Here is a 23,556-nt window from a genome sequence, read left to right on the forward strand (position 1 = left end):
GAAATGCTTAGTTGATGCCAAAAAGTCTCGGCCTTTTTGTCTCGTCAGAGAGATTGTCTTCGTGTCTCTTCATCACGTGTCGAATCGTGTTGCTGATGTGGTTAACGGTTTCCCCTAGCGCCTTCGCTTGGCCTGCTGAGCAGAGATCTGCGTAGGCTTGCATGGAGTGTTGACGGAGGTGGGCGAGGGCTCGCAGGAGTGCCGGTACCGGCACATCAAGCAGGCTGTAGAGCTCTGCTAGAGCAACCATGCCTTCCCGATCGGTGATTTCCGTGCGCTTTAGCGCGATGCCATACAAGCTCACGCGTAGGAAGTGAAAGCAATCTCGCCAGCAGGCATCTGCTCGCTCTTGGGGGTGGAGCTTGCCGCCAGGTTTCACCAGGTCGGGCTCGTCGCTGAGCAGTTCCCATCGTGACTGGTTCACGAGCTCAGGGACGAGGTCTTGAAGGCTGACCAACGGAGCGCAGTCCACCCCTGACCACTGACAGCAGTGCTGCAGTTCCTCAGCGGTGAGCAGACGTTGATCGCGGTTCGCTGTGGCAATCACCTGGCGCAGATTGATAGGGATGGTGGGGTCCTCGTCGAGGCCGCAGACCTTGGCCCGTTGTGCCAAAGCTCTGATCTGATCTGCACTTGCAGCGTTCATTGCTGCGCCGATCCCAAGGGAATGTTGGGCAACACCGGGCAAGCGGTCAGCCAGCCGTGGCGTTCGAGGTAGAACGCCCAGACGATGTCTCCACCCACGCCTGGGCAGTGCTTTGGCATGGCCTCCGCAAGGGTGGAGCTGATGCCCAGGTGCTGCAACAGCGCTCCTGCATCCAGTGCCGATTCGACGTCGGCGGATCGAATGGCAGCTCCCACCACCCAGGTCAGTCGCGTCGACTCAAGGGCGCAGCTGTCGCTTTCGCAGGCCAAGAGGATGTTTCCTGGCTGCGGCATGGCGGCGTAGGTGTCCTGCCAGAGCTTCAGATCATCGGGTTTCAGGTTCAGCCGGAGAACGTGCTGATCGATGGTGTGCAGCTGCTCGTTCTCTTCCCCGAGATTCTCCATCAAGGACCTGAGGCTCGCCTGTGGTGATTCGTTCATCGCTCGACTCAGGCCAAACCAACTGTATCGGTGTTGTTTGGAGACATCTCACGCCTCTAAAGGTGTTGCCACAAATGGGTGAAAACGACGTCGCTGGACAAGTTCTGGACGATCGATACCATCAGGCCGACACGGCGCTTTCCCCATGGCCGCAGCTGACTCCAGTTCCGCGATGGTTCAGCAGCTCAGTCGTCAGCTGCATGCGGTCAGTGGCATTGCTGAATCGCTGACGCTGCGCTTGCTGGCATTGGAAGAGCGCTTTGCGCAGATCGAGACTTCTCTTGATGCTGCGCCTGAGCACGCCGAACACGATGCTGACTCCCAGCAATTGTTGGTCGAAAGCAGTGATCGCCTGAAGCATCTCCAGGGCCTTCTGGAAGACATGCCGGCTGAGGTTGTCACCGCTCTCCAGGCCGTTGATGAGCCCGCGGTGTTAGCTGTCGTTCAAAACAACGACTCGGTTGAGAACGACCTGATGGAGTCGGAGGACGAGCTCGACGCTGATCTCACCGAGACGGTGTACGTGGATGATCCCCAGATCAGTCACCTCGACGAGCAGCAGGAGGTTGTGAGCCAGGAGAGTCACGAGGATCAGATTGATCTGCTGAGCGCCTGAGCGACCCTCTCGGTTCTCCCAATTCAGCTATTCAGATCCAGAAGACGCACCCGGAAATGGGCCACCTGTCGAGCCTGTGTGGGCTCGGATTGCACAAAGGGGTGCTCACTGAGGTGTTTCAGCACGGTTTCGATCCGCTCTTCTAGTGATTGGTCGTCAAGTTCACCTGCCTTGAGGCAGCGTTGCCAGGCTGGATCGAACACCATGGCAAAACCATCGGCGTTGTTGAACTGGCGATCGTCGTTGATCGGGACGGGGATCAAGGAGCGATTCAGCGAAATGCCAGGACCCAGATTTGAACTGGGGACACGGCGATTTTCAGTCGCCTGCTCTACCAACTGAGCTATCCCGGCTCGTGGTCTGAACCACCCTCAAATCTTAAATCACGGCGTGACGGCGAGGCGTGTTCGCGCCAGACAGATCACTCCATGGATGACGATCCCTGATGTTTGCAGAGCATCACGGGCGGCCATCACAGTCGCCCCGCTCGTGACGATGTCATCCACGAGCCACACCTGCGCAGCGTTCGAGATGAGAGTTTCCCCCTGCCCTATCGCTGGGAGGCGGTCCTCCAGCACTCGAAAGCTGCCCTGTTGATTCAGCAATCGCTGCCTGCGGTTGAGGTGGTGTTGGCCCACGGTGGGGCGACATCGTTTGAGCACGGGGATGCTCGGTCTCTGGAGGCTGCGGCACAGCAACCGTGGAAGAGGATTGGCACGGGCTTCCGCTTTCCACCCAGGGATGGGAATCAAGAGCGCGCGTGTGCACAGCGCATGACGCAGCCCCTTGCATAAACCGTGCAAAACAGCAGGATCTGGTGTGATGCGCAAGCGCAGAATTATCTGTCTGAGCTCAGCCTCATACCAGCCGGCAGCATGCCAGGACAGTGGCTCTGCCCCCCGCAGCCCAGATTCTTTCAGTCTGAGCCTGTGCCGGCATGTCTGGCAGAGGCCTTCCCGATCAGGGGCGGACAGCTCGGGCGTCTGGCAATGCCAGCAAACGGGCTGAATGAGCAAGTCGCTCAAGCAGCGTTGAAGGGAGATCAGCACGTCATGGCAACAGGGGTTGCCGTCAGGATTCCCCGCTTTCCGTCGCGGCAGGCATGGCACGAAGCATGGCGACCATTGTGCGATGGGCGTCTTCGCTGTCAGTGAGAGTGTGATCGAAGCGGATGCTGACCGGCTGATCATTCACGTTCAAGATCATGGCCTCAGCAGTCACTTCCGTCATTTTGGCGGCTGTGGCATCCGTGAAACCGCCGTAGTGACGGGCATAACGCAGCACGGCATCACTGTGGTCGTCGTTCATGTGACGGCAGATGCGTTCGCTGACTGCGGGAGTGAGGGGATCGGCGGCCATGGGAAAAAATTGGGGTGGAGAGGAACAGGTCAGCTGAAACGCTGCCAGAGCAGAAGGGCCAGGCGGAAACCGCTGAATCCCACGTATCCAGCCAGCACGATGAACAGCCCGATGGAGAGTGCGTCGCGAAGTCGGTTCGGCAAGGGCTCATGAAGGCGCATGCGATTCTCCCTCGGAAACCATGGATTCTTCACTCCTCTGTTGCAGAGCATGCAACGCCAGCCGTGCAACGCCAGCGGCTGGGGGCGACGCACAACTGCGGATCGGCATCTGCAGAAAGCGCTCCCTGATCCGTCGCCATTGCGGATTGCGGGCTCCGCCGCCGAGGGTGACCAGGCGTTTCGGTGCTGGGGCCCCCAATTGGGTCAGTTTGGCCCACCCCTGGCATTCAATCCGGCTCAGTCCTTCGAGCAGGGCGTGAAGGTAGAGGGAATCACTGACCGGACGAGGCGTCAGCACCGCTTCCATTTCGGGCGCGTCTACAGGAAAGCGCTCCCCTCGACCGATCAGGGGACGCAAGTCCCATCCACTGTCTTGATCAGGATCAATCTGACGGCTGAGCTCTGCCAGATCGATGCCTGGAAAGCACTGAAGCAAGACAGCACCGCCGCTGTTCGATGCACCTCCCGCCAGCCAACGGCCACCGACACGATGGGTGGAGGTGCCAGCTCCACTGTCGAGGGGGCAATCCGTGAAGCGTTTGAGAACCAGCGTGCTCCCTAAAACGGTGATGCCTTCGTCGTCAGCGGCATCTGCCGTCAACACCGCTGCATTGGCATCAGTGGTCCCCGCGATCACCTGAAGCTGCTCAGGCAAGCCCAGCTGTCTGGCCAGCTCAGGCGCGATGGTGCCCAGCATTGTTCCGCTGGGACGGATGTCCGGCAGGGCCCCCTTCCAGGACTGATGTTGGAAGGCTTCTGGCCACTGGTTCTCGCTCAAGCACCAGCCGAGGCGAAGGTTGTTGCCTTCTTCTCCGTAGCGCCAGTTCTGCATGAACCAGCCGCTGATCCAGTCGGCCTGGTGGCGTAGCAGCAGCGGTTGCGAATACTGCTGAATCAAGCGCAACGCACGCGCCAAGCTGCCGCTCGCGCTGGCCGCAGGCCCTCCTGTTGGAACCAATGCGGTAAGCGTGGAGAGGTGTTCAGGGCACGCCAAGTGGTAGGGCAAGGCGTTGCCGAGGGGTTGGCCGTCATGGCTGCAGGCCACAAGCGTGCCCGATGTGCCATCGACGGCCATCGCCTCCAACCGCATTCGGTCAGCGTTGGGAATGGCTTGGATCAGTTGGCTGCATCCGGCGACCCAGTCTTCGGGATATTCCAGGCCTCTGCGGTAACCGACCGCTTCGCTGAACAGCAGTTCCCGTTGTGCATTCAAAACGGCGACACGCACGCCACTGGTGCCCAGATCAATGCCGAGCACCAGAGGGCCGCCCATGCTGATGTCAGGCGTTGCGCAGTTCCACTGCTTTGGCATCCACGTCTTCCCAGGGTGCCTTCAAATCGTTGCGGCCAAAGTGCCCGTAGGCCGCGGTGTTTTGGTAGAAACGCCCACCACGTTTCTGGGGCAGGTGCCGGAGATCGAAGGATTCGATGATGGCTCCAGGGCGCAGATCAAAGTGTTGCTGCACCAATTCAGTCAGTGCACCGTTGGCCAGCGCACTGGTCCCGAAGGATTCCACCAGAATCGACACGGGCTTTGCCACACCAATGGCGTAGCTGAGCTGCACTTCCGCGCGTTCAGCCAGTCCCGCCGCCACGAGGCACTTGGCGACATAACGCGCTGCATAAGCTGCAGAGCGGTCCACTTTGGTGGGATCCTTTCCGGAGAAAGCACCACCACCGTGGCGGGCATAACCGCCATAGGTGTCGACAATGATCTTGCGGCCGGTGAGTCCGGCGTCTCCTTGCGGTCCGCCCACCACGAATTTGCCGGTGGGATTCACCAGATATTTGGTCGCTTCCCGGTTTGGTTTTAGGGCGAGATCCGCTGTGGCCGGTTCCACGACATGGGTCCAGAGGTCTTCGGTGATGCGCTCGCGGATCCCTTGCTCGTCGCTGATGCCTGCGACTTCTTCAGTGTGTTGCGTTGAGATCAGGATGGTGTCGATCGCCACGGGCTTGTTGTTTTCATAAACAACGCTCACCTGGGTTTTGCCATCAGGCAGCAGGTAGTCGAGGGTGCCGTTGTGGCGCACTTCCGCAAGGCGCCGCGACAAGCGGTGGGCCAGGCTGATGGGCAGGGGCATCAGCTCAGGTGTTTCATTGCACGCATAGCCGAACATGATTCCCTGATCACCAGCACCAACGAGATCAAGAGGATCACCGGCATGGTCATCGGCCTCGTTCACCCCCTGCGCGATGTCTGGGGACTGCTGATCGAGAGCAACCAAAACAGCACAGCTGTTGGCATCAAATCCACCCGCCCGGGCTCCGCTATAGCCGATGTCTTGGATCACGTTGCGGACCAGGTGGATGAAGTCGACCTGGGCTTTGGAGGTCACCTCACCGGTGATCATGCACAAGCCGGTATTCACCACCGTTTCGCAGGCAACGCGGCTGGAGGGATCCTGGGCCAGAAGGGCATCGAGCACGGCATCACTGACTTGATCGCAGATCTTGTCGGGATGCCCCTCCGTCACAGACTCGGAGGTGAAGACGTATCGACTCATGACCTTCGGTAATCGCCCGGACTGTAAGGCGTCGGTGCCTCAGGACTTGTTGGACCGCCCCTTGATGGTGAGTTCACTCCAGTCGTGAATCAGCTGCTCATGTTCCGTGAGCTCAGGAGACTGGTGCCAGCCAGCCACGTAACCCAGGGTGATGCCGATTCCGGCTTGTCTTGCCATGAGCAGATCCGTATCGGCATCGCCAATCAGGGCGCAATCTGATGCCCTCAGATTCAGCTTGGCGCACAGTCCGTGCACGGCTCCAACGTGAGGTTTGGTGGGGAGGTGGTCGGCACTCCACACATCGGCAATGCAGTCATCGAGTTGATGCGCATCGATGAAGCCTTGAATCCCGGCTTTGGTGTCATTGCTGATTAAGGCGCACACCACGCCTGCTGCGTGGAGTTCTCTCAGGACCTCTGCAGCACCTGGGAGGAGCGCAGGGGAGTCCACTGCGGAGCTCGTGGTTTGGTGGCGGTGGTCCACCGCATCGAAAATCTCATCGGCCAACACAAGGGCGCGTGGCCAGCCCAGCTGCATCTGACAGAAAACGGTCGCGGTGCTGAGCAGGTTGTGCTGCCGAGAGGCCACAGCCAGAGTTCCTTCGGGGGTGACTCCGGACTGACAGCGGCCATAGGTTCTGGCCAGCAGGTCGTGCAGTTCGCTGCGCTCGCTCTGGGACGCACCCATCGCCTGGAAGCGTTCCAGGGCTTCAGTGATCCGAGCGTCTGCAAGAGCAATCAGGCGAGGCTCGCTATGGGAAAGGGTGCCGTCCTTATCGAACAGCACCCCTTGCACTGGGCCGAGTGAACGGCCTCTGAGTTGGAGATGAGCCACAGGCTCAGACACCTCAGATCATCATGGAGCCAAGGGGCTCTTCGCCCTCTTCAGCCTGCTCAAGCAGCATCTGCTTGTAGCGGGCGGCCATCTCCTCGGCTTTGTCGAACACCTTCTGGGGATCAGTGAGCATGTCACCGGGCTCCGGTTCCAGTGCTTTGGTGGAGAGGGAGATCCGACCACGCTCAGCATCGAGGTCAATGATCATCACCTTCATCTGATCATTCACATTGAGCACCGAGTGGGGTGTCTCAATGTGCTCGTGACTGATCTCAGAGATGTGCAGCAGACCGCTGACTCCGCCGATGTCGATGAAGGCGCCGTAAGGCTTGATGCCGCGGACGGTACCAACAACAACCTCACCGACTTCCAGGCGATTCATCTTCCGCTCGACAAGCGCACGGCGGTGACTGAGCACAAGGCGGTTGCGCTCCTCATCCACCTCTAGGAACTTCAGAGGGAGGAAGTCAGCAACGAGTTCTTCCTTGGGTTTGCGGGTGCTGATGTGTGATCCGGGGATGAATCCACGCAGACCCTCTACCCGAACCAGAGCACCACCTCGGTTGGTGGCAAACACTTCGGAGTAGATCGTGGCGTCTTCTTTTTGAAGCTGACGCACGCGTTCCCAGGCGCGTTGATATTCGATCCGACGAATGGAGAGCGAGAGTTGACCGTCTTCGTTCTCTTCACTCATGATGAAGAACTCCCGGATTTCTCCGGGCTGGAGCACATCGCTCAGGCCTTCAACACGATTGATCGAGACCTCTTGAAGAGGCATGAAGGCTGCTGTTTTGGCCCCGATATCGATCATTGCGCCTTTCGACTCGAGCGCGAAGACTGTGCCGTTGACGATGTCGCCAGGCTTGAAGTTGTAGTCGTACTTACTGAGCAGTGCTGCGAACTCGTCGAGCGTGAAACCAGCGCTATCCATGTCCCGGCTGGCAGCTCTGCTGCTGGGGTCGTCAGCAGTCGGGATGTCATCAGGAATACTGAGGTCTTCATCCGTGCCGAAGTCAGCCTGAGCTGCGCCTTCAACCACTGCGTCAGACGCGGATGCGACGGCTTCAGCGGAGTCCACGGCAGAGTCCTTAGAGGGATCTGTGGGCGTGACAGTCATGGAACGATGGCGGTCTGTCCGAGAGACAGAGCGAAAGAAACCAATCCAGGCCCGCCGACCTGAATCGAGCAATCTCGCATTTTACAGGGTGGTGGCCAAACTCAGATTGCGGCTGTCAGCTCCGTCTTCGATGCACTGATTCCCTCCAGAGTCGCCACGAAATCACTGACTCCGCTGAACTGGCGATAAACCGATGCGAAGCGGATGTAGGCGACCTCGCTGATCATTTTGAGTTGATCCAGCACCAGTTCGCCGATATCGCTGCTGGACACTTCACGACCACTGCGCTGTTGGAGGCTGAGTTCAAGCTCTTCAACGATGGTTTCTAAGCGTTCAGGTGCAATCCCGGTTTTTTCGCAGGCCCGACTCAGGCCGTGCAGAAGTTTGCTGCGACTGAATGTTTCGCGGTGGCCGTTGCGTTTGATCACCGTGATGGGCACTGTTTCAACCCGTTCGTAGGTGGTGAAGCGAAATTCGCAATTGAGACATTCCCTCCTGCGTCGCACACTTCGTCCACCATCGGCGGCTCTTGATTCGAGCACCCGGCTATCGGTGTTTTGGCAGGAAGGGCACTGCATGCCCGCAAATTCGCGTTACTGAATGAATTGTACGTGTTGCGTCCACCCATGACCGCTTGCGTTTGAAATCATGCCTTTTGACATAAAAAAAAGCCCCGCCGGAAGGCGGGGCCAGAAGGATTACTTGCCGATCTTCGGGGGATCGCGGAAGGCGATCGCGAAAAACAGAGTGGCAATCGCAAGGGTGAGGATGAGGATGTAAGCGAAGCTTTCCATCGATTATCTCCTGTAGGGCGATTAGCTGAGAGGGGAACCTGCCGGGGGCACGAAGCCTTCGGGCAGACGACGCGTCGAGCGGTCTCCCAGTTTCTGGAAGAGACCAAATTCGACTTGTTCGCCGAGATCGGGATCGATACCTGCGAACACGTCGCGGTAGAGGGTGCGAGCACCGTGCCAGATGTGACCGAAGAAGAAGAGCAGTGCGAAAGTGGCGTGACCGAAGGTGAACCAGCCGCGGGGTGAACTGCGGAAAGTACCGTCCGAGTTGTAAGTCTCGCGGTCAAACTCGAAGGCTTCGCCAAGCTGGGCTTTGCGAGCCAGGCGCTTCACCTCGGCTGGATCTGTGAAGGTTTGGCCATCCAGGGCACCGCCGTAAACAGTGGCAGTAATGCCTTGCTGTTCGAAGGAGTACTTCGCTTCAGCACGACGGAAAGGGATGTCACCACGAACCACACCATCGCTGTCTTCGAGAATCACAGGGAAGTTCTCGAAGAAGTTGGGCAGACGGCGTACTTGAAGATCGCGACCTTCTTTATCAGTAAAGGAGATGTGACCCAGCCATCCGGTGGGAAGGCCATCCCCGTTCACCATGGGACCAACACGGAAGAGACCGCCTTTGGCAGGACTGTTGCCGACGTAGTCATAGAAAGCCAGCTTTTCGGGAATCGATGCATAGGCCTCGGAGGCCGTTGCACCTTGATCCATCGCAGTTTGAACGCGACGATTGATTTCAGTCTTGAAGTAGCTCTGGTCCCACTGATAGCGAGTCGGGCCGAAGAGTTCGATTGGGGTTGCAGCCGCGCCGTACCACATCGTGCCGGCAACGATGAAGGCCGCGAAAAACACGGCAGCAATTGCGCTCGCTAGCACAGTTTCGATGTTGCCCATGCGGAGAGCCTTGTAGAGACGCTCCGGTGGTCGCGTGGTGATGTGGAAAATGCCAGCAATAATGCCAACAATTCCAGCGGCGATGTGGTGAGCCACGATCCCGCCCGGATTGAAGGGGTTAAAGCCTTCAGGTCCCCAGGAAGGTTGAACGGGTTCGAGATGACCTGTGATCCCGTAAGGATCCGAGATCCACATACCCGGGCCAAACACACCAGTGAGGTGGAAGGCACCAAAGCCGAAGCAACCGAGGCCTGCAAGCAGAAGGTGGATGCCGAAGATTTTGGGGAGATCCAGGGCAGGCTCTCCGGTGCGCGGATCCTGCCAGATCTCGAGATCCCAGTAGGTCCAGTGCCAGATGGCCGCAAGCATCAGCAAACCACTGAAAACGATGTGCGCAGCAGCAACACCTTCGAAGCTCCAGAAGCCTGGATCAACACCGGTGGCCCCGGTGATGCTCCAGCCACCCCAGCTGTCCGTCACGCCCAGGCGGGCCATGAAGGGCATCACGAACATGCCCTGACGCCACATGGGGTTCAGGACTGGATCGGAAGGGTCGAAGATGGCGAGTTCATAAAGAGCCATCGAGCCGGCCCAGCCGGCAACGAGGGCTGTGTGCATGAGGTGCACGGCCAACAATCGGCCGGGGTCGTTGATGACGACCGTGTGCACCCGATACCAGGGCAATCCCATGGGTCAGGTTCGGGGGAACGGAGCTGCCAATGCAGCCAGACCCGGGGATCGTAGGCCGTTCGCTCCGGCACACGCGTCCTGCTGTCGCGAGCCGCAATGTCTGGGTCTCCGTTTTTCGGGGATCGAAGTTCTGGGCCCCGCGCGTGTCCTGGCATCGGAGCTGACGTTCCACGCCGAGTCCAGGGGGGTTACAAAACGCAACCTCTCGGGACAAAGTGGTTGCGTTTCGGCGTGTCACAGCGCCTGTTGTTTCGGAGGTCTCGTGCCCGTTATCCGTTTCGTTCGCGAAGGTCGAGATGTGGAGTGCTATCCCGGTGAAAACTTGCGTGAGGTTGCGCTTCGCGAGGGAATTCAGCTCTATGGGCTGAAAGGTCAGCTTGGTAACTGTGGTGGCTGCGGTCAGTGCATCACCTGCTTCGTGAAGGTTGAAGGTGAGTCCTCCGAACAAGCACTGAGTCGGAGAACAGCCGTTGAGGGCGTCAAACTCAAGCGACGGCCGGAAGGCTGGCGTCTGGCTTGTCAAGCCTTGGTCGAGCAATCGGTGGTTGTGGTGACCAAACCTCAAACCTCGATGGCAGATCAGCAGAGGCGTGTCGCGGCTGCTTTGCAGGCGCCACTGCCCACTGGGCCTGTTGAGTGGCCGCGTCCTGTCGGGGCTGATGAGGACGATGAAACTGACGTGGAGGGCTCTGCCGAAGCCGAGATGGATTCAGAGGAGACAGCTCCGCCTGCTACGCCCGGTGACGAGCGCTGATCGGTTCACGTCAAAGCTTTCCGGACGGTGATACGTTCCAGCAGGTTCTTTCACGTTCATGGAAACCAACGATCTCGGCTTCGTAGCCAGCCTGCTGTTTGTTCTGGTGCCGACCGTCTTCCTGATCATTCTTTTTATTCAGACCAACAGCCGAGAAGGTTGAGCCCTTGCGGCTGTTGAACGATCGGGAGTTCAACTCTCGGCAGGTTGGAGGGCAGGATGTCAGTCAGCCCTGCTCCGGTTCCCTCACCAGGAGAACAGGGGCGGGAGCGTGAACTCTGATGTAATCGCTCACAGAGCCACCCAGCAGTTTGTCGAGGTCCACTAGGCCTCTGGCGACGAGCGGGCGTCGGTCTTGGGATGCCAAAACCACGAGATCGGCATTGATCTCTTCCGCGGCACGGCAAACTCCTCTGCCGATGTCTGGGTCGGTGACGTGGAGAGGTTTCAGTTCCACCCCGAATGTCCGCGCCCGTTGAATGGCTTTGTCGAGATAGCTGTCACTGCCTGTGGAAGCTCCGCGTGAAGGCGTTGGTTCCTGCCTTGCCACATGCACTCCGGTGAGTTGGCCGCCGGGAATGTCCCGCACCATTTCGCAAGCCAGCTTCAAGGCGTCGTCACCAACCCCTGTTCCATCAATCGTGACCATGAGGCGATTGATGTGCCTCACGTACAAGTCGTCACGCACCAAAAGCATCGGTCGTGTCGAGAGTTGAAAGACGTACTGGCTTGCGCTGTTCGACAGGATCGATTGCAGGCGCCCGAGGCCCCTTGAGCCCATCACGATCAGGTCGACGTTGAGTTCGTCGGCAACCTTCAGAACAGTCTGCTTGGCGTCGCCGTGTCGGATGATTGAGTTGACCTCCTCCGGATTGAGACCAAGCTTTTGAACGGATGAGGACAACAGGTTCCCGGCTTCCGACCAATGCTCCTCGGACTCGTTCTTGCTTTGTTCGGTCACCACGTGAAGGAGGTTCACGCGAGCGGCCTTGAAGGCCGGTAAGTCGCGCAGCATGTTGATCATTTCTCCGACCTGGCCTTTGCCGGAATCGGCGATCAGAAGGTTCTTGAACACGGCGAAATCTCAGCCCGTGCAGCAGCCTATGGCCGATTACAACGTCTCGCAGACATGGTGAATGAGAGCGTTACGGCCGCCTGGTGTTTGACCAAGCAGGTGCATCCTCAGCACACCGACCACGGTGGCGTGATGTGGCATGGCGCCTACGTGGGATGGCTTGAGGAGGCGAGAGTTGAGGCCCTGGCTTCGGCAGGGCTCCCCTACGCGCAGATGACGGCAGCAGGATTGGAGATGCCGGTGGTCAATCTGCAAATTCGTTACCGAGACGCGTTAAGGCTCGGTGACCGAGTTGTTCTGGCGAGTCAATCCGAGCCGCAGCAAGGGGTCCGCTGGCCGTGGAGAACGCATTTTTTGCGCCATGGGGTTTGTATCGCAGAGGCTCAGGTGGATCTTGTGTTGCTGCGGGTGGATTCCCGGCAGGTGTTGCGGCGTCCCCCTGAGTCCGTGGCTCAGGCCTTTGCAGCTTTACGGCTGGGCCCTCAGACCTATGAGGAGTAGTTTATTTGTACTGCTTTGGTCTTGCTCTTGCGTTCTTGGTGGTGGTTGTGGTCGGCATGTCCCCAGATCGGTTCAGTGCGGATGCGCCAGCTCGCTGCGGTTGCGGCGGTGCTCCCCGGGGGGTGGCAAGAGCTTTGGCGTTGGCCGTTGGAGCGCTTCCGACAGGAATTTGCTTGGTCTGAATCGGTGCTGGCCAGCGTTGATTCCTACCGGTCGTCGTGTGGTGACACCCAGCCATCTGAGGTGCCGGCTCAGGTGTTGTTGCCCTGTGATTCCCTATGGCCACCGTTGTTGAATGATTTAGAGCGGCCGCCGCTGACTCTTCAATGGGAAGGCGATGCGTGTTTGCTGCCCTGGCTCGCCTCCCAGCAGTCTGTCGCTGTGGTTGGCACCCGACGTCCCTCGGCCCATGGCCTACGAATGGCTGAACGCATTGGTGGATCCTTGGCTAGTGCCGGTTGGCCGGTGGTCAGTGGTCTGGCAGAGGGGATTGATGCCGCTGCCCATCGGGGTTGCTTGCGTAATGGTGGTCGTCCTGTCGCGGTTCTCGGTACGCCTTTGCATCGTGTGTATCCGCCCGAACATCGTGCTCTTCAACAGGCCGTGAGTCAGTCGGGAATGCTGGTCACCGAGCTCCGCCGCGAAACCAGGGTTCACCGGTCCAGTTTTGCGTTGCGCAACCGTTTGCTCGTTGCGTTGACACGCGCTGTTGTCGTTGTGGAGTGCCCCAAAAGCAGCGGTGCGCTTCTGTCCGCGGCCATGGCTCAACGTTTGGGCGTGCCTGTTTGGGTGGTGCCTGGAGATGCGCTGCGCGATTCAGCGTGCGGCAGCAATGCACTGCTTCGTTCCGGAGCGCATGCGCTGTTGGATCCAAACGATTTGCTTGATGCATTGGGTCCTGGTCCAGCGGACGCGTTGTGCTCTCCGCGGGTCGCACAGGGAACGACATCTGAAAGATCTCCGTCGATTGGCGGTCTTCAAAAGCAACTGCTCCAACTTGTCGATGCCGGCTCAACCCTGGAGCAGATGGTCCAGGCGTTGAAGCTGGATTCACAGGCTGTGGCCGCGGAGTTGCTCAGACTGGAGCTGGATGGTTTGGTCTTGGCTCAGCCAGGACTGTGCTGGAGACGGCTCTAGGTTGATGCAATGGTCTCCCACGCCTGTTCCGGTGATGAGCTGCTGGCTTGGCGTCGAGGCCAGCTTGCCCTTGGAGGCCGCGCTGTTGATCTCGACTGGCTCCTGGATCTGCGGGGCGAGCTGAGTTGGGCCGAGCTTCAAAAATTGCGACTGCGTCCGGAGTTAACGGTGTCGTTGGCTTGTTCTATGGAAGCTCTTGAACACCTCTGGAGGCAACATCTGGATGACCATGTTCCTCTGCAGCACCTCGTCGGCCGTTGCCCCTGGCGTGATCTGGACCTTGTGATCAGTTCCGCTGCCTTGATTCCACGACAGGAGACGGAGCTCCTCATCGACTTGGCACTGGAACGCCTCCAAGACCCTGCCTTCGCACCTCATCGTCGGGATGCACGCTGGGCTGATCTGGGAACAGGAAGCGGTGCGATGGCTATCGCTCTAGCCCGTGCGCTGACGGGATGGCACGGACATGCTGTTGATCTCAGCCCGGCGGCCCTGGAGCTGGCCCAGATCAATCTCCGGCGATTGGCACCAGAAGGTGGATGCCAGTTGCATCTGGGCCATTGGTGGACTCCGCTTCGGCCTTGGTGGGGGCATTTCGACCTTGTGGTTTCTAACCCTCCTTACATTCCCACCAGCGTGGTTGATGCGCTTGAGCCTGTGGTTCGAGACCATGAGCCTCAACTGGCGCTCTGCGGCGGCGCAGATGGTCTTGATGCCTGTCGGGAGATCGTGGAGCTTGCTCCCCAAGTGCTTGCTCCAGGAGGGTGGCTGCTCCTCGAGCATCACCATGATCAAAGTGAACAGGTGCTTCAGTTGATGGAGTCTTCTGGACTGGTTGCTGCGGAGGCCCGCTGTGATCTTGGCGGAGTGAAGCGCTTCGCCATGGCCTGTCGAGCGCCCGGATCTTCCTCTTCGTTGCCCCCCCTGCATGACCACTGACGCATTGCCATGGATGCAGGTTCAAGAGATGGCGCTCCATCTGCGCCAAGGTGGAGCTGCTTTGGTGCCCACCGACACGCTGCCGGCTCTCGCTGCCGCACCTGACCATGCGGCTCAGGTTTGGACCCTCAAACAACGTCCGCAGGACAAACCGTTGATCTTGATGGCGGCTGATGCCGACGCGCTTCTCAGCCTCACCACCGATGAGGTGCGTTTGGACGCAGAACCATTGGCGCAGCGCTACTGGCCCGGCGCGCTCACCCTGGTTCTGCCGGTTGAGGGTGGGCGTTACGCCCGGCTCAATCCAGGGATGAACTCGCTGGGCTTGCGAATTCCTGACTGCCCAACGACCCGCGAACTGTTGCGAGCCTCGGGTCCCCTTGCCACGACGAGCGCCAATCGATCAGGGGTGCCAGCTAGTCAGAACGAACTGGAAGCCTCCGTCGCTTTCCCGTCCTTACCTCTTCTAGGGCCTCTCCCCTGGCCAACGCCTTCTGGTCTCGCCAGCACTGTGATCGCTTGGATGTCCCCTGGGAGGTGGCATTTGCTGCGTCAAGGCGCTGTGATGGCCAATGAGATCAACGGATCCCATTTATGCTCTGGCTGATCGGCCTTGTGCTTGTGCTTCAAGCCGCCTTCCATTGGATGCTGGAGCCTGTGATCCAAGCGGTGACGCCGTGGTTTGAGCTCAAGTTCATGCCCTGGGTTTTGGCTGGCATTGGGCTGTGGCTGCTGTCCGGCGGCAAAGACGCGGATCATCCCTCCTGAAGACAGGGGTGGATGGGATCAAAAAGCCGGCTGACGGATTTGAACCGACGGCCTTCGCTTTACAAAAGCGCTGCTCTACCACTGAGCTAAGCCGGCAATGGGGGAACTTTACCGGTGCACATCTCCTCCAAGGACTGTCTCTGTTGCATCCACCAGAGCGTGAGTTGCAACCGGGATTGGCAGCCGGATTTGTCAAGCGCGCGGCTGATGTGACTCTCTACCGTCCGAATGCTGACCAGGCGAGCTGCAGCGATAGAACGGTTGCTCATGCCCTGGAGCAACAAGTTGAGAACCGCGACTTCTGCTGGCGTGAGATTGAAATTGGCCATGCTCTGGGAGTGACTGTTGCAAGCATTCCCCCGGAGAGACTTGATCGAGAAGTGACCTTGATGAAGAGGGGACCACGATTACTCAGGTGTGCTTGTCGCCAGTGTTCGCCGGATTGGCAGGTTTGCCACCAGGGCCGTGACGCGATCTTCGGTTTCAAGACTCACATCGCCCTCCTCCAGGTCGATGTCGACATACTTCGCCACCACTTCGAAGATCTCCCGTCGCATCTGATCTAATTGTTCCGGGCTCAGGTCACTGCGGTCATGAGCCAGGACCAACTGGAGACGCTCTCGCGCCGTTGTGGCACTGGCTGGCTGACGACGCAGAATTTTGTCGATGAGGTCGCGCAAGTTCATAACGGTCAGAAAATCTTGGTTTGGATCAAACGGCGCACCTTGGCGCGGAATCCACGACGCCCGTCTCGGGCTGGATCCATGAGTGGGATGTCTTCACCTTGAAGACGTTGGGCGATGTTTCCGTACGCTTTGGCGGCTGGTGAACCGCTTCCATTCAGAGTCAATGGTTCACCGCGGTTGGTGCTGACAATCACCTGTTCGTCTTCCAGGACTAGGCCCAGCAAAGGCAAAGCCAGGATGTCGGTGACGTCGTCTACCGCCAGCATCTCCTGACTGGCCATCATCTTGGGCCTCACGCGATTGAGCACGAGCTGCACTGGAGAAACGCCATGGGTATTGAGCAAGCCAATCACTCGATCGGCGTCTCGCACGGCTGACACTTCGGGAGTTGTGATCACGATGGCTTCCTTAGCCGCGGCGACAGCGTTTTTGAACCCGTCCTCGATTCCTGCTGGGCAATCGATCAGAACGTAGTCGAAGCGTTCAGAGAGCAGGCCCGCAATGGTTTGCATGTCTTCGGGCTTCAACCACTCGAGCATGCGTGGGTTACCTGCTGGCAGCAAGGCAAGGTTCGGCTCCTGCTTGTGCTTCACCAGCGCTTGATCGAGGCGGCAGGTCTCAGCCAGCACCTCCTGAGCGGTGAAGACGATCCGATTTTCCAGGCCGAGAAGGAGATCAAGGTTTCTCAGGCCGAAGTCGGCGTCCAGAACAACAGTGCTGGCTCCTTGTCTGGCCAGGGCAATGCCCAGATTGGCGGTGAGGGTGGTCTTGCCGACACCCCCTTTTCCCGAGCAGATCAGGATCGTTCGCGAATTGGTCACGGGGTCCCGGTTGGTCGAGCCACATTAGTGGCATTAACCCTTCTCGTCTTTCTGCATTCGTGATCGCTGCAACGCTGTAAAAGGAGCTTTGGCTGCTTCGATCAAGATGGCCCCATCACTAACGCAGGCTTGTTCGGCCAATCCTTCTTGAGGTGTGTCCTCCGGCCCCCTGGCGACGAAATCGGCAATTCGCAGCTGCAGGGGCCTGAGCTGAAGCGCCACGATCCGTGCGGATTGATCGCCGCTCCGACCGGCATGAGCACGTCCGCGCAGTCGTCCCCAGATGTACACATCGCCGTCCGCTGAAACGGATCCGCCGGGATTCACATCACCCACAATCAGCAGATGTCCACGGGCTTCCAGGTGATCCCCTGATCGGAGCGTCCCCTGATGAATGCTCAAATTTTGATTCGGTGCATCGTCTTGATTCACCGGTGCGTCGCACTGATCGGCGCTCTCAAGAGATTGTCTTGATTTCAATCCCAGTGCTGCTGCACTGATCAGGGTCTGCTGGCAATGACTCGTGACTTGCTGCAGTACGTGGCCGCTGGATTCGAAAACCTCAAGGATCGATGCAAAGTCCCTGCAGGTCAGCGTCCAATCGCAGGTATCGAGGTCGATGGGCCCAGCTGGCAATAATGCGAGCTGGGCAGGGAGCCACTGTCGCCAGGGGTTGGTCTGGAACGGTGGAAGCTGCAAACGCAAACTCGGCTGTGGAATGGAATCGACGTTCATGGGCGAACGCTAGATCGATCCGCTGTGCCTAGTGCGTCTTGGTAAGGGCTTCTCGCAGTTCTTCAGTAATTTCGCTGGGGTGAATCAACCAGGCTGTGGCCGCCGGTGTCGCCAGGCTGTTCACGAGTGGTGAGCACTGTTCGAGAGCTTGCAGATTGAACCCATCCCAGAGCCGCAGACCGCCGCGATAAGGGTGGTAGCCATGAATCTGATGGTGACGGAGCCCGCAGCAGAGTTCCGGGTCCAATCCTGCGCGGTCAGCACTGGTTTGCGCCATGGCTAAGAGTTCCAGTTGGGAGGATGAAGACAACTGACTCACGTCAAGGGCCTTAAACAGACGGCGACTGAGAAAACGGTCGCAGAGCTCTGCGAGCGGCTCGGGTGCCTCGTCTCTCCAGCGCTGCAAGTGATAGCCAGTGCGGATGTCGTCATTGGCGAGGTAGTAATCAAGATCCAGTTCTGAGGCATCCCATAACCAATGCCGCATCGTGTTGTCGGCCCAGACGCGATCAGGCCCCAGACGTCGGGCCTGACAGATCAGCTGCTCCAGTAACCAGTTGCAGACCACGTTCAGGCGGTGGTTGTAGACACTCCTGTACATCAGGTTGCGCACCACGAGGTAGTGCTCAACGGCCATGAGGCCTTTGGGATGAATCGCCATTTCCCCGTCGGGGGCCAGGGTGATGGCAGCGAGAATCCGTTCAAGATCGAGTTGGCCATAGCGGGCACCGGTGCTGTAGCTGTCGCGCAGCAAATAGTCGAGTCGGTCGCAATCCAACTGGCTGCTCACAAGCGCCTTGATCACACCGCGGCTAGAGCGACCATGCTCCAGCAGGTCTCCCACGGCTTCTGCTGTTCCTGTTGCGAAACACTCCAGCGGCGTTCTGATCTGAGGATGGTCGCGGATGATCCGGGCGGACCATTGCTCGTGGTGCGTGCCGAACATCTCCTCGCCTGTGTGGCTGAGGGGGGCATGGCCGACATCGTGTAGTAATGCGGCTGCGTAAAGCACGCCCTTTTCGGATTCGAGCGAGGGGTCGAGTTCGCTCAGCCGGCTCATGGCGCGGCGTGCAATGGCGAATACCCCGATTGAGTGTGTGAACCGGCTGGATTCTGCGCCGTGGAATGTGAGGAAAGCTGGTCCGAGCTGACGGATGCGGCGAAGCCTCTGAAACGGGGCTGAATCAACCAGGGCAAGCACCATGGCCTCCGCTGGCTCATCACTGTCCAGGCTGATCCCATGGTGCAGAGGATCGTGATAAGTCCTCGAGGGCATTCAGCTCTGTTCCTCGTCCATGTGATCGAGCGTGGGGGCAGGTGATTCCTCTGCTACCTGACTGGCCTCCTGGTCGATCAGCAACTGCAGCGTGCGCTCTGCATCGCGTAGCCAGCGATCGCCTTCCCCTCCTGGGTTGAGTGGCTCAGGCCCATCGAGAATTTTGTCCGGTGTGATGCCTTGCCCCTGGATGTCGCGACCGCTTGGAGTTACGTAGCCGGCCACAGTCACCGCCAGGCCACTCCCATCACTGAGATTGGTGAGTGTCTGGATCAGTCCTTTCCCAAAGGTGTTGCTGCCAAGAAGAAGAGAACGCTCATCGTCCTGGAGTGCACCGGCAAGGATTTCACTGGCGCTTGCCGTCCCGCCATTCACAAGGGTCACCATTGGTCCTGAATAGAGAACCTCGGGCCCTGCCTGAATCGGATCGGCAATCCCGTCTCGGTTGCGGGTCTCCACGATCGGTTGCTGATCCAGGAAGGCATCGGCAACTGCCAGACCAGCACTCACCAATCCGCCTGAGTTATTGCGCAAATCAAGGACCAGGCCTTCGACGTCTTTATCAGAAAGATCCTCAATCGCTTCACGCACCTGATCGGGCACGCTGTCACTGAATTGCGTGATGCGGATGTATCCGAGTGTGTGTGCATCACTGCGAAGGCGCCGGGTTCGCACAGGACGCAAATCAATGTTGCGGCGCTCCAGGGTCAGTTCCTCTGGGTCTCCCTGCGGTGGAAGAAGTGTGAGGACCACCTGAGTTCCGACCGATCCCCGTAGACGGGCAGCCGTTGTCTCCAGGCCAAGCGTCTCGACTGATTCACCGTTAACCGCCAGCACTTCTGTGCCACTGATCACGTCAGCCTCAGCAGCAGGAGAACCCTCCAACGGAGCAATGACCACAATGGCGTTGCTGTCTTGCCGATGTCCTAGTTGAAGGCCGACGCCACTGAGACTCCCTTCATTGCTGGCTTTCATCACGGCGTAGTCGTCAGGCCGAAGGAGCCGCGTATACGGATCGTCGAGCGGCGACAGCATCGTTTCGATGGCGCTGTAAGCCTGCTCACTTGTTTCAATCGTGTTCTCAAGAGCCTTTTGGCGGAGGCGTTTCCAGCGGATCCGATCGAACTGGCCAGGGTCTAGGTATCCCTGGTTCACCAGACGCCAGCTTTCCACCACCAATTGCTGTGCATCGTTCAGCGCTAACGCGGGAGTGCCAGCCAACAGCAGGATCAGTGTGATCACCATTGCTCCAGAGGCCAGACGCCGCAGGCGATCTGACCACCCGTTAACAGTCGGCAACATTGGCTTCATCCCGGTGCGTAACAGGAACGTCATCGGTAGACTCTCGCAATCCAAGCCCCCCTCTGCATGGCGAACTCCTCACCTGTCTACGACTGGTTCCAGGAACGTCTTGAAATTCAGGACATTGCTGACGACATCAGCAGCAAGTACGTGCCCCCGCACGTCAACATCTTTTATTGCCTGGGCGGGATCACGCTTGTGTGCTTCCTGATCCAGTTCGCGACAGGGTTCGCGATGACCTTCTATTACAAGCCCACTGTTGCGGAGGCCTACAGCTCCGTTCAGTACCTGATGACAGATGTGAGCTTTGGCTGGTTGATCCGTTCGGTACACCGCTGGAGCGCCTCCATGATGGTGCTCATGCTGATCCTCCACGTGTTCCGCGTCTACCTCACGGGCGGTTTCAAGCGTCCCCGTGAGCTCACCTGGGTCACCGGGGTGACCATGGCTGTGATCACGGTGTCCTTCGGAGTGACGGGCTATTCACTCCCCTGGGATCAAGTCGGTTACTGGGCTGTGAAAATCGTGTCTGGAGTTCCCGCGGCAATCCCTGTGATCGGCGACTTCATGGTTGAGCTGCTTCGCGGCGGCGAAAGCGTTGGTCAGTCAACTTTGACTCGCTTCTACAGCCTGCACACCTTCGTGATGCCTTGGTTGCTGGCCGTCTTCATGCTCATGCACTTCCTGATGATTCGGAAGCAGGGCATTTCCGGTCCCTTGTGATCCGTTTCAGTCTTTAAGTCACAAGTGCTCAGCTTGATTGATCTGTTTAAGGTTTCAACAACACCCACTTGATCCATGCACATTCTCAAGAAGCCGGATCTTTCTGATCCCAAGATGCGCGCCAAGCTCGCCAAGGGCATGGGGCACAACTATTACGGCGAGCCAGCCTGGCCGAACGACCTGCTTTATATCTTTCCGGTCGTGATTTTGGGAACCATTGCCTGCATCGTGGGCTTGGCTGTGCTCGATCCGGCCATGCTTGGCGACAAGGCCGATCCCTTCGCAACCCCCCTGGAAATTCTTCCCGAGTGGTATCTCTATCCGGTGTTCCAGATTCTGCGTGTCGTGCCCAACAAGCTTCTGGGTATTGCTCTGCAAACGCTGATTCCTCTGGGTCTGATGCTGGTCCCCTTCATTGAGAGCTTCAACAAGTTTCAAAACCCTTTCCGCCGCCCCGTGGCCATGGCTGTGTTCCTCTTTGGCACGGCCACCACGATTTACCTCGGCATCGGCGCAGCTCTCCCTATCGACAAGTCCTTGACACTTGGCTTGTTCTGATCAGGTTCAGTGCTGACCTAATCCCTTTTTCAACAAAAAGCCTGGCCATTGCCGGGCTTTTTTTATGTCGATTGCCCTGACTTCACCGCATCGGCTCCCCCGTTGGATGCCATGGCCGATCGCTCTGATCTTCAGGTCTCCCCTGGTTCTGGCACGGCACCATCGTCCAGATCGAGCAACAGAACATCGTCGGGTTTCACGCGCAGAAAGTGATGGAGAAGCAGAAATCCCACAATGGTCCAGGTTTGGTAAGTCCTGGACTGTTGTCCGACCCATGTTCCGGTTGGTCCATCGAAGTATTCCGCCCATTGTTGCCTGGGCAGCTGATTGAGATGACTCCAGTACGACTCCTCCAGCAGAGCCTTCATCTGCCCCATCAGCAGCACATCAGCGTGGGGGTGACGACGTTCATGGAGAAGGATTGAACTGCCGAAGAACCACAGCAGACTGGGCCAGTGACCTCCGTTGTGATAGCTCCATGGCCAGTTCTTGGGGTCAGAGCCTGTCTTGTTCTGCCATTCGAGACTGTCCATCGGGGGATGACAGATCCGCATGGGCATCTCAGCCATGAGATGGTCCCGGTTGTGCAAGGTGAGCCTGAACAGAGCCCGTTGCTGAGGCGCTGTTAACAAGCCGAAGAGGCAGCCGAGTGAATTGCCAAGGCTGTAAAACCTGAAATCGGGTCTGCCGGTTCGCATGTTGCCGATCAGATAGCCACCACGGTTTTCCAGCCAGTCCTGCAGCCAATCAGGAATCACCTGGGGTTGAACATTGAATTCATTCTGGTGCTGGTTTTCTCCGTACTGTTCCGTCGGACGGCGACGCAGCACCTGCATGGTCTTGCTGGTGACCCAGTAGTGCTTGAGCAGAAACTGGCGCAGGTCGTGCACCCACTGACGCGTGAGCACGAGCCGTTGATCCAGCAGTCGGCTGCCCTGATGCTTTCTCCCCAGTTCCATCAGCTGAGTGCAGCAGCGCAGCGATCCATACAGCAGCACTTCCACTTCCAATGGAGCTCCCCAGACATCCATGGGTCGATCAATCATGAAGGCACAGTCCGGAACAAAAAGAACGGGTGTGCCTTCAAAGGTGGGGTGAAGCACCAGATCCAGAAGCAGTTGCACGCCGCGTTGCACTGCCTGACTTGAGGCGAAGTCTTCGTCTCCGCTTGATTTCACATACATCCAGCACAGCACGGGCCACCAGAGGCTGGCGTCCACCGATGTGATGCGACCGATTGATCGTTGTCCGTAGTCAGCGATCAGCTGTCCCTTCTCTTCGACAAAGGAGGTCGGGAAGACACCTCGCGTCTGATAGGTGGTGCTTTGCAGATCCAGACAGATGCTCAGGAACTGGCGAACGATGTCAAACCGCTTCTGGGTCAGCAGATACAGCATGACGGGAACGTTGTCCCGCAGGAAGATTTCGCCGTAGTTGGCTGCTTCGTCGTGGCGAGGGTGTTCCAGTGCGGCAACACTTCCGGCCAGCTGACCTTTCACTGGGACCAGCGTCCGCTCGAAGTGCTCGCGCGCCTTCTGCACCACTTGATCTTCTTTGGAGCTGGGACGAACACGCTGGTTTTGCTGGCTGAACCGTCCTGCCATGACTGCACTTCATACATCTGAAACGTAGTGATGGCGACAGATGTCGGCAGTGGAAGCAACCCTTGAGAAAGGGGAGGGGGTTGCGAGTGGGGGAGTAGTTGGGTTATGGTTTTGGACTGCGCGGGAGGCCAAAGCCTGAAGCGCAGCTTCTGAACGTGAAGAGCGCGAGCTTGTAGTGTTTAGAAGTGCTTACGAGGCCAAGAGGGAGCGATCCCACGGTGTTGTAAGTTCTACAAGCGGCCGGGAGGCCGCACCGCCAACCGCTCCTGAGAGGGGGCGCGAAGGCAGAACCTGGACAATCGAAAAGTTTAGGAACTGACGCTTTCATCGCGTCAAAGTCTGCGAGATGCATCGCGAGATGTGTGTCGCAGTTTTGATGAATGAGCGATGAAGGTGTGAGGTCCCGTCAACAATTATTCGTTGCAGAGAAGCATCGTGCTTGCAACTTGAAAGTTTTCACGAGCTTTGAAGTTGTCGGTGTGCGCGATGTTGAGCAACAACCGGATCTGAGATCCTGGAAAGTCATTGAAAGAGAAATCTAGAGATGCACTCTTAAGAACCCTTTCTGTGTCAGCGGGAAGGAGGCCTCAACTGTTGCCAGTGAAAACTGAGCAATGGGTGA

Annotated in this window: 31 protein-coding genes and 2 tRNA genes; 10 read left to right on the forward strand and 23 right to left on the reverse strand. The window is 58.4% G+C overall.

Going from position 1 to position 23,556, the window contains the following annotated elements; genetic code table 11:
* Positions 1-7: 7 nt before the first annotated feature.
* Together SynA1825c_RS02510 and SynA1825c_RS02515 are read right to left on the reverse strand one after the other, a co-directional pair.
* A complete protein-coding gene (locus SynA1825c_RS02510) occupies positions 8-646 on the reverse strand; it encodes a phycobilisome polypeptide (RefSeq protein ID WP_186470144.1) in 639 nt (212 codons plus the stop codon).
* Positions 643-1,086: a hypothetical protein gene (locus tag SynA1825c_RS02515; protein ID WP_186470145.1), complete on the reverse strand. Its 444-nt coding sequence runs from the start codon at positions 1,084-1,086 to the stop codon at positions 643-645. Before SynA1825c_RS02515 ends, SynA1825c_RS02510 begins: the two co-directional genes overlap by 4 nt.
* A 145-nt stretch (positions 1,087-1,231) precedes the next feature.
* On the opposite strand from SynA1825c_RS02515, the gene SynA1825c_RS02520 reads away from it, so the two are divergent.
* Positions 1,232-1,702 carry a hypothetical protein gene (locus SynA1825c_RS02520; protein WP_186470146.1) on the forward strand — a complete coding sequence of 157 codons (471 nt, stop codon included), beginning with the start codon at positions 1,232-1,234 and terminating at the stop codon, positions 1,700-1,702.
* A 23-nt stretch (positions 1,703-1,725) separates the two neighbouring features.
* Here the strand turns inward: SynA1825c_RS02520 and SynA1825c_RS02525 are convergent, their stop codons facing one another.
* The 12 genes from SynA1825c_RS02525 to psbB form a co-directional block, all read right to left on the reverse strand.
* A complete protein-coding gene (locus tag SynA1825c_RS02525; RefSeq protein WP_186470147.1) occupies positions 1,726-1,965 on the reverse strand; it encodes a hypothetical protein in 240 nt (79 codons plus the stop codon).
* Positions 1,966-1,982: 17 nt separating this feature from the next.
* Positions 1,983-2,055: transfer RNA gene (locus SynA1825c_RS02530), tRNA-Phe, on the reverse strand.
* Positions 2,056-2,085: 30 nt separating this feature from the next.
* Positions 2,086-2,532, reverse strand: a complete 447-nt coding sequence (locus SynA1825c_RS02535) for a ComF family protein (protein ID WP_255477034.1) — start codon at positions 2,530-2,532, stop codon at positions 2,086-2,088.
* 241 nt (positions 2,533-2,773) lie between these two features.
* Complete coding sequence (locus SynA1825c_RS02540) at positions 2,774-3,061, reverse strand: DUF2470 domain-containing protein (RefSeq protein ID WP_186470148.1); 288 nt, start codon at positions 3,059-3,061, stop codon at positions 2,774-2,776.
* A gap of 29 nt (positions 3,062-3,090) precedes the next feature.
* On the reverse strand, positions 3,091-3,222 hold the full coding sequence (locus SynA1825c_RS13585) for a hypothetical protein (RefSeq protein WP_255477157.1): 132 nt from the start codon (positions 3,220-3,222) through the stop codon (positions 3,091-3,093).
* Complete coding sequence (locus SynA1825c_RS02545; RefSeq protein WP_186470149.1) at positions 3,209-4,495, reverse strand: FGGY-family carbohydrate kinase; 1,287 nt, start codon at positions 4,493-4,495, stop codon at positions 3,209-3,211. The genes SynA1825c_RS13585 and SynA1825c_RS02545 overlap by 14 nt, the downstream gene beginning before the upstream one ends.
* A gap of 7 nt (positions 4,496-4,502) precedes the next feature.
* Positions 4,503-5,729, reverse strand: coding sequence for a methionine adenosyltransferase (gene metK / locus SynA1825c_RS02550; RefSeq protein WP_186470150.1), 1,227 nt, complete (start codon positions 5,727-5,729; stop codon positions 4,503-4,505).
* A gap of 39 nt (positions 5,730-5,768) precedes the next feature.
* Complete coding sequence (locus tag SynA1825c_RS02555) at positions 5,769-6,563, reverse strand: HAD family hydrolase (protein WP_186470971.1); 795 nt, start codon at positions 6,561-6,563, stop codon at positions 5,769-5,771.
* A gap of 13 nt (positions 6,564-6,576) precedes the next feature.
* Positions 6,577-7,680, reverse strand: coding sequence for a 30S ribosomal protein S1 (locus tag SynA1825c_RS02560; RefSeq protein WP_186470151.1), 1,104 nt, complete (start codon positions 7,678-7,680; stop codon positions 6,577-6,579).
* A gap of 101 nt (positions 7,681-7,781) precedes the next feature.
* Positions 7,782-8,258, reverse strand: a complete 477-nt coding sequence (gene nrdR, locus SynA1825c_RS02565; RefSeq protein ID WP_186470152.1) for a transcriptional regulator NrdR — start codon at positions 8,256-8,258, stop codon at positions 7,782-7,784.
* A gap of 120 nt (positions 8,259-8,378) precedes the next feature.
* The gene (locus SynA1825c_RS02570; RefSeq protein ID WP_006042122.1) at positions 8,379-8,474 is read right to left on the reverse strand and encodes a photosystem II reaction center protein T; all 96 of its coding nucleotides are present in this window, start codon (positions 8,472-8,474) and stop codon (positions 8,379-8,381) included.
* 21 nt (positions 8,475-8,495) lie between these two features.
* A complete protein-coding gene (psbB, locus tag SynA1825c_RS02575) occupies positions 8,496-10,055 on the reverse strand; it encodes a photosystem II chlorophyll-binding protein CP47 (RefSeq protein WP_186470153.1) in 1,560 nt (519 codons plus the stop codon).
* Positions 10,056-10,317: 262 nt separating this feature from the next.
* On the opposite strand from psbB, the gene SynA1825c_RS02580 reads away from it, so the two are divergent.
* Both SynA1825c_RS02580 and psbM read left to right on the forward strand, forming a co-directional pair.
* The gene (locus SynA1825c_RS02580) at positions 10,318-10,809 is read left to right on the forward strand and encodes a 2Fe-2S iron-sulfur cluster-binding protein (RefSeq protein WP_186470154.1); all 492 of its coding nucleotides are present in this window, start codon (positions 10,318-10,320) and stop codon (positions 10,807-10,809) included.
* Positions 10,810-10,867: 58 nt separating this feature from the next.
* Positions 10,868-10,972 (forward strand): photosystem II reaction center protein PsbM, encoded by a 105-nt coding sequence (gene psbM, locus SynA1825c_RS02585; protein ID WP_006042119.1) that lies wholly within the window; start codon positions 10,868-10,870, stop codon positions 10,970-10,972.
* Between the two features lie 63 nt (positions 10,973-11,035).
* Here psbM and SynA1825c_RS02590 read toward each other — a convergent pair whose 3' ends face one another.
* Positions 11,036-11,884 carry a universal stress protein gene (locus SynA1825c_RS02590; RefSeq protein ID WP_186470155.1) on the reverse strand — a complete coding sequence of 283 codons (849 nt, stop codon included), beginning with the start codon at positions 11,882-11,884 and terminating at the stop codon, positions 11,036-11,038.
* Between the two features lie 54 nt (positions 11,885-11,938).
* Between SynA1825c_RS02590 and SynA1825c_RS02595 the strand changes: the two genes are divergently transcribed.
* The 5 genes from SynA1825c_RS02595 (at position 11,939) to SynA1825c_RS02615 (ending at position 15,229) form a co-directional block, all read left to right on the forward strand.
* Positions 11,939-12,385, forward strand: a complete 447-nt coding sequence (locus SynA1825c_RS02595; RefSeq protein WP_186470156.1) for a thioesterase family protein — start codon at positions 11,939-11,941, stop codon at positions 12,383-12,385.
* Between the two features lie 81 nt (positions 12,386-12,466).
* Positions 12,467-13,522, forward strand: a complete 1,056-nt coding sequence (locus SynA1825c_RS02600) for a DNA-processing protein DprA (RefSeq protein ID WP_186470157.1) — start codon at positions 12,467-12,469, stop codon at positions 13,520-13,522.
* 9 nt (positions 13,523-13,531) lie between these two features.
* Positions 13,532-14,461: a peptide chain release factor N(5)-glutamine methyltransferase gene (gene prmC / locus SynA1825c_RS02605; RefSeq protein ID WP_186470158.1), complete on the forward strand. Its 930-nt coding sequence runs from the start codon at positions 13,532-13,534 to the stop codon at positions 14,459-14,461.
* Positions 14,451-15,068, forward strand: a complete 618-nt coding sequence (locus SynA1825c_RS02610) for an L-threonylcarbamoyladenylate synthase (protein ID WP_186470159.1) — start codon at positions 14,451-14,453, stop codon at positions 15,066-15,068. The genes prmC and SynA1825c_RS02610 overlap by 11 nt, the downstream gene beginning before the upstream one ends.
* Positions 15,056-15,229: a hypothetical protein gene (locus SynA1825c_RS02615; RefSeq protein WP_186470160.1), complete on the forward strand. Its 174-nt coding sequence runs from the start codon at positions 15,056-15,058 to the stop codon at positions 15,227-15,229. Before SynA1825c_RS02610 ends, SynA1825c_RS02615 begins: the two co-directional genes overlap by 13 nt.
* Before the next feature lie 24 nt (positions 15,230-15,253).
* On the opposite strand, the gene SynA1825c_RS02620 is transcribed toward SynA1825c_RS02615, so the two are convergent.
* From SynA1825c_RS02620 to ctpZ, 7 genes are all read right to left on the reverse strand, one after another.
* Positions 15,254-15,325 (reverse strand) — tRNA-Thr (locus SynA1825c_RS02620).
* Positions 15,316-15,558, reverse strand: coding sequence for a response regulator transcription factor (locus SynA1825c_RS02625; RefSeq protein ID WP_186470161.1), 243 nt, complete (start codon positions 15,556-15,558; stop codon positions 15,316-15,318). Before SynA1825c_RS02625 ends, SynA1825c_RS02620 begins: the two co-directional genes overlap by 10 nt.
* A gap of 78 nt (positions 15,559-15,636) precedes the next feature.
* Positions 15,637-15,915, reverse strand: coding sequence for a cell division topological specificity factor MinE (gene minE, locus SynA1825c_RS02630; RefSeq protein ID WP_186470162.1), 279 nt, complete (start codon positions 15,913-15,915; stop codon positions 15,637-15,639).
* Between the two features lie 5 nt (positions 15,916-15,920).
* Entirely contained in the window at positions 15,921-16,736 is an 816-nt protein-coding gene (gene minD, locus SynA1825c_RS02635) for a septum site-determining protein MinD (protein ID WP_186470163.1), read from the reverse strand.
* A 33-nt stretch (positions 16,737-16,769) separates the two neighbouring features.
* Positions 16,770-17,471, reverse strand: a complete 702-nt coding sequence (gene minC, locus SynA1825c_RS02640) for a septum site-determining protein MinC (RefSeq protein ID WP_186470164.1) — start codon at positions 17,469-17,471, stop codon at positions 16,770-16,772.
* Between the two features lie 28 nt (positions 17,472-17,499).
* Positions 17,500-18,747 carry an HD domain-containing protein gene (locus tag SynA1825c_RS02645; protein WP_186470165.1) on the reverse strand — a complete coding sequence of 416 codons (1,248 nt, stop codon included), beginning with the start codon at positions 18,745-18,747 and terminating at the stop codon, positions 17,500-17,502.
* Positions 18,748-20,049, reverse strand: a complete 1,302-nt coding sequence (gene ctpZ / locus SynA1825c_RS02650; RefSeq protein ID WP_186470972.1) for a carboxyl-terminal processing protease CtpZ — start codon at positions 20,047-20,049, stop codon at positions 18,748-18,750.
* A 66-nt stretch (positions 20,050-20,115) separates the two neighbouring features.
* On the opposite strand from ctpZ, the gene petB reads away from it, so the two are divergent.
* On the forward strand, positions 20,116-20,772 hold the full coding sequence (gene petB, locus SynA1825c_RS02655) for a cytochrome b6 (protein ID WP_186470166.1): 657 nt from the start codon (positions 20,116-20,118) through the stop codon (positions 20,770-20,772).
* Between the two features lie 75 nt (positions 20,773-20,847).
* Entirely contained in the window at positions 20,848-21,330 is a 483-nt protein-coding gene (gene petD / locus SynA1825c_RS02660; RefSeq protein ID WP_186470167.1) for a cytochrome b6-f complex subunit IV, read from the forward strand.
* A 131-nt stretch (positions 21,331-21,461) separates the two neighbouring features.
* Here the strand turns inward: petD and SynA1825c_RS02665 are convergent, their stop codons facing one another.
* A complete protein-coding gene (locus SynA1825c_RS02665) occupies positions 21,462-22,934 on the reverse strand; it encodes a glycoside hydrolase 100 family protein (protein ID WP_186470168.1) in 1,473 nt (490 codons plus the stop codon).
* Between the last annotated feature and the right edge of the window lie 622 nt (positions 22,935-23,556).

The organism is Synechococcus sp. A18-25c (assembly GCF_014280035.1).
In the GTDB taxonomy this organism is placed as follows: Bacteria; Cyanobacteriota; Cyanobacteriia; order PCC-6307; family Cyanobiaceae; genus Synechococcus_C.

What these genes read in the sequence shown, in the direction of transcription:
- SynA1825c_RS02560 (WP_186470151.1), bottom strand. Translation starts at nt 7,680, where the DNA reads ATGACTGTCACGCCCACAGATCCCTCTAAGGACTCTGCCGTGGACTCC.
- SynA1825c_RS02540 (WP_186470148.1), bottom strand. Translation starts at nt 3,061, where the DNA reads ATGGCCGCCGATCCCCTCACTCCCGCAGTCAGCGAACGCATCTGCCGT.
- minE (WP_186470162.1), bottom strand. Translation starts at nt 15,915, where the DNA reads ATGAACTTGCGCGACCTCATCGACAAAATTCTGCGTCGTCAGCCAGCC.
- SynA1825c_RS02665 (WP_186470168.1), bottom strand. Translation starts at nt 22,934, where the DNA reads ATGGCAGGACGGTTCAGCCAGCAAAACCAGCGTGTTCGTCCCAGCTCC.
- SynA1825c_RS02570 (WP_006042122.1), bottom strand. Translation starts at nt 8,474, where the DNA reads ATGGAAAGCTTCGCTTACATCCTCATCCTCACCCTTGCGATTGCCACT.
- SynA1825c_RS02645 (WP_186470165.1), bottom strand. Translation starts at nt 18,747, where the DNA reads ATGCCCTCGAGGACTTATCACGATCCTCTGCACCATGGGATCAGCCTG.
- SynA1825c_RS02600 (WP_186470157.1), top strand. Translation starts at nt 12,467, where the DNA reads ATGCGCCAGCTCGCTGCGGTTGCGGCGGTGCTCCCCGGGGGGTGGCAA.
- prmC (WP_186470158.1), top strand. Translation starts at nt 13,532, where the DNA reads ATGGTCTCCCACGCCTGTTCCGGTGATGAGCTGCTGGCTTGGCGTCGA.
- petD (WP_186470167.1), top strand. Translation starts at nt 20,848, where the DNA reads ATGCACATTCTCAAGAAGCCGGATCTTTCTGATCCCAAGATGCGCGCC.
- SynA1825c_RS02610 (WP_186470159.1), top strand. Translation starts at nt 14,451, where the DNA reads ATGACCACTGACGCATTGCCATGGATGCAGGTTCAAGAGATGGCGCTC.
- SynA1825c_RS02515 (WP_186470145.1), bottom strand. Translation starts at nt 1,086, where the DNA reads ATGAACGAATCACCACAGGCGAGCCTCAGGTCCTTGATGGAGAATCTC.
- nrdR (WP_186470152.1), bottom strand. Translation starts at nt 8,258, where the DNA reads ATGCAGTGCCCTTCCTGCCAAAACACCGATAGCCGGGTGCTCGAATCA.
- minC (WP_186470164.1), bottom strand. Translation starts at nt 17,471, where the DNA reads ATGAACGTCGATTCCATTCCACAGCCGAGTTTGCGTTTGCAGCTTCCA.
- SynA1825c_RS02520 (WP_186470146.1), top strand. Translation starts at nt 1,232, where the DNA reads ATGGCCGCAGCTGACTCCAGTTCCGCGATGGTTCAGCAGCTCAGTCGT.
- SynA1825c_RS13585 (WP_255477157.1), bottom strand. Translation starts at nt 3,222, where the DNA reads ATGCGCCTTCATGAGCCCTTGCCGAACCGACTTCGCGACGCACTCTCC.
- SynA1825c_RS02595 (WP_186470156.1), top strand. Translation starts at nt 11,939, where the DNA reads ATGGTGAATGAGAGCGTTACGGCCGCCTGGTGTTTGACCAAGCAGGTG.
- petB (WP_186470166.1), top strand. Translation starts at nt 20,116, where the DNA reads ATGGCGAACTCCTCACCTGTCTACGACTGGTTCCAGGAACGTCTTGAA.
- SynA1825c_RS02545 (WP_186470149.1), bottom strand. Translation starts at nt 4,495, where the DNA reads ATGGGCGGCCCTCTGGTGCTCGGCATTGATCTGGGCACCAGTGGCGTG.
- psbM (WP_006042119.1), top strand. Translation starts at nt 10,868, where the DNA reads ATGGAAACCAACGATCTCGGCTTCGTAGCCAGCCTGCTGTTTGTTCTG.
- SynA1825c_RS02625 (WP_186470161.1), bottom strand. Translation starts at nt 15,558, where the DNA reads ATGGCCAATTTCAATCTCACGCCAGCAGAAGTCGCGGTTCTCAACTTG.
- SynA1825c_RS02615 (WP_186470160.1), top strand. Translation starts at nt 15,056, where the DNA reads ATGCTCTGGCTGATCGGCCTTGTGCTTGTGCTTCAAGCCGCCTTCCAT.
- SynA1825c_RS02510 (WP_186470144.1), bottom strand. Translation starts at nt 646, where the DNA reads ATGAACGCTGCAAGTGCAGATCAGATCAGAGCTTTGGCACAACGGGCC.
- psbB (WP_186470153.1), bottom strand. Translation starts at nt 10,055, where the DNA reads ATGGGATTGCCCTGGTATCGGGTGCACACGGTCGTCATCAACGACCCC.
- ctpZ (WP_186470972.1), bottom strand. Translation starts at nt 20,049, where the DNA reads ATGTTGCCGACTGTTAACGGGTGGTCAGATCGCCTGCGGCGTCTGGCC.
- metK (WP_186470150.1), bottom strand. Translation starts at nt 5,729, where the DNA reads ATGAGTCGATACGTCTTCACCTCCGAGTCTGTGACGGAGGGGCATCCC.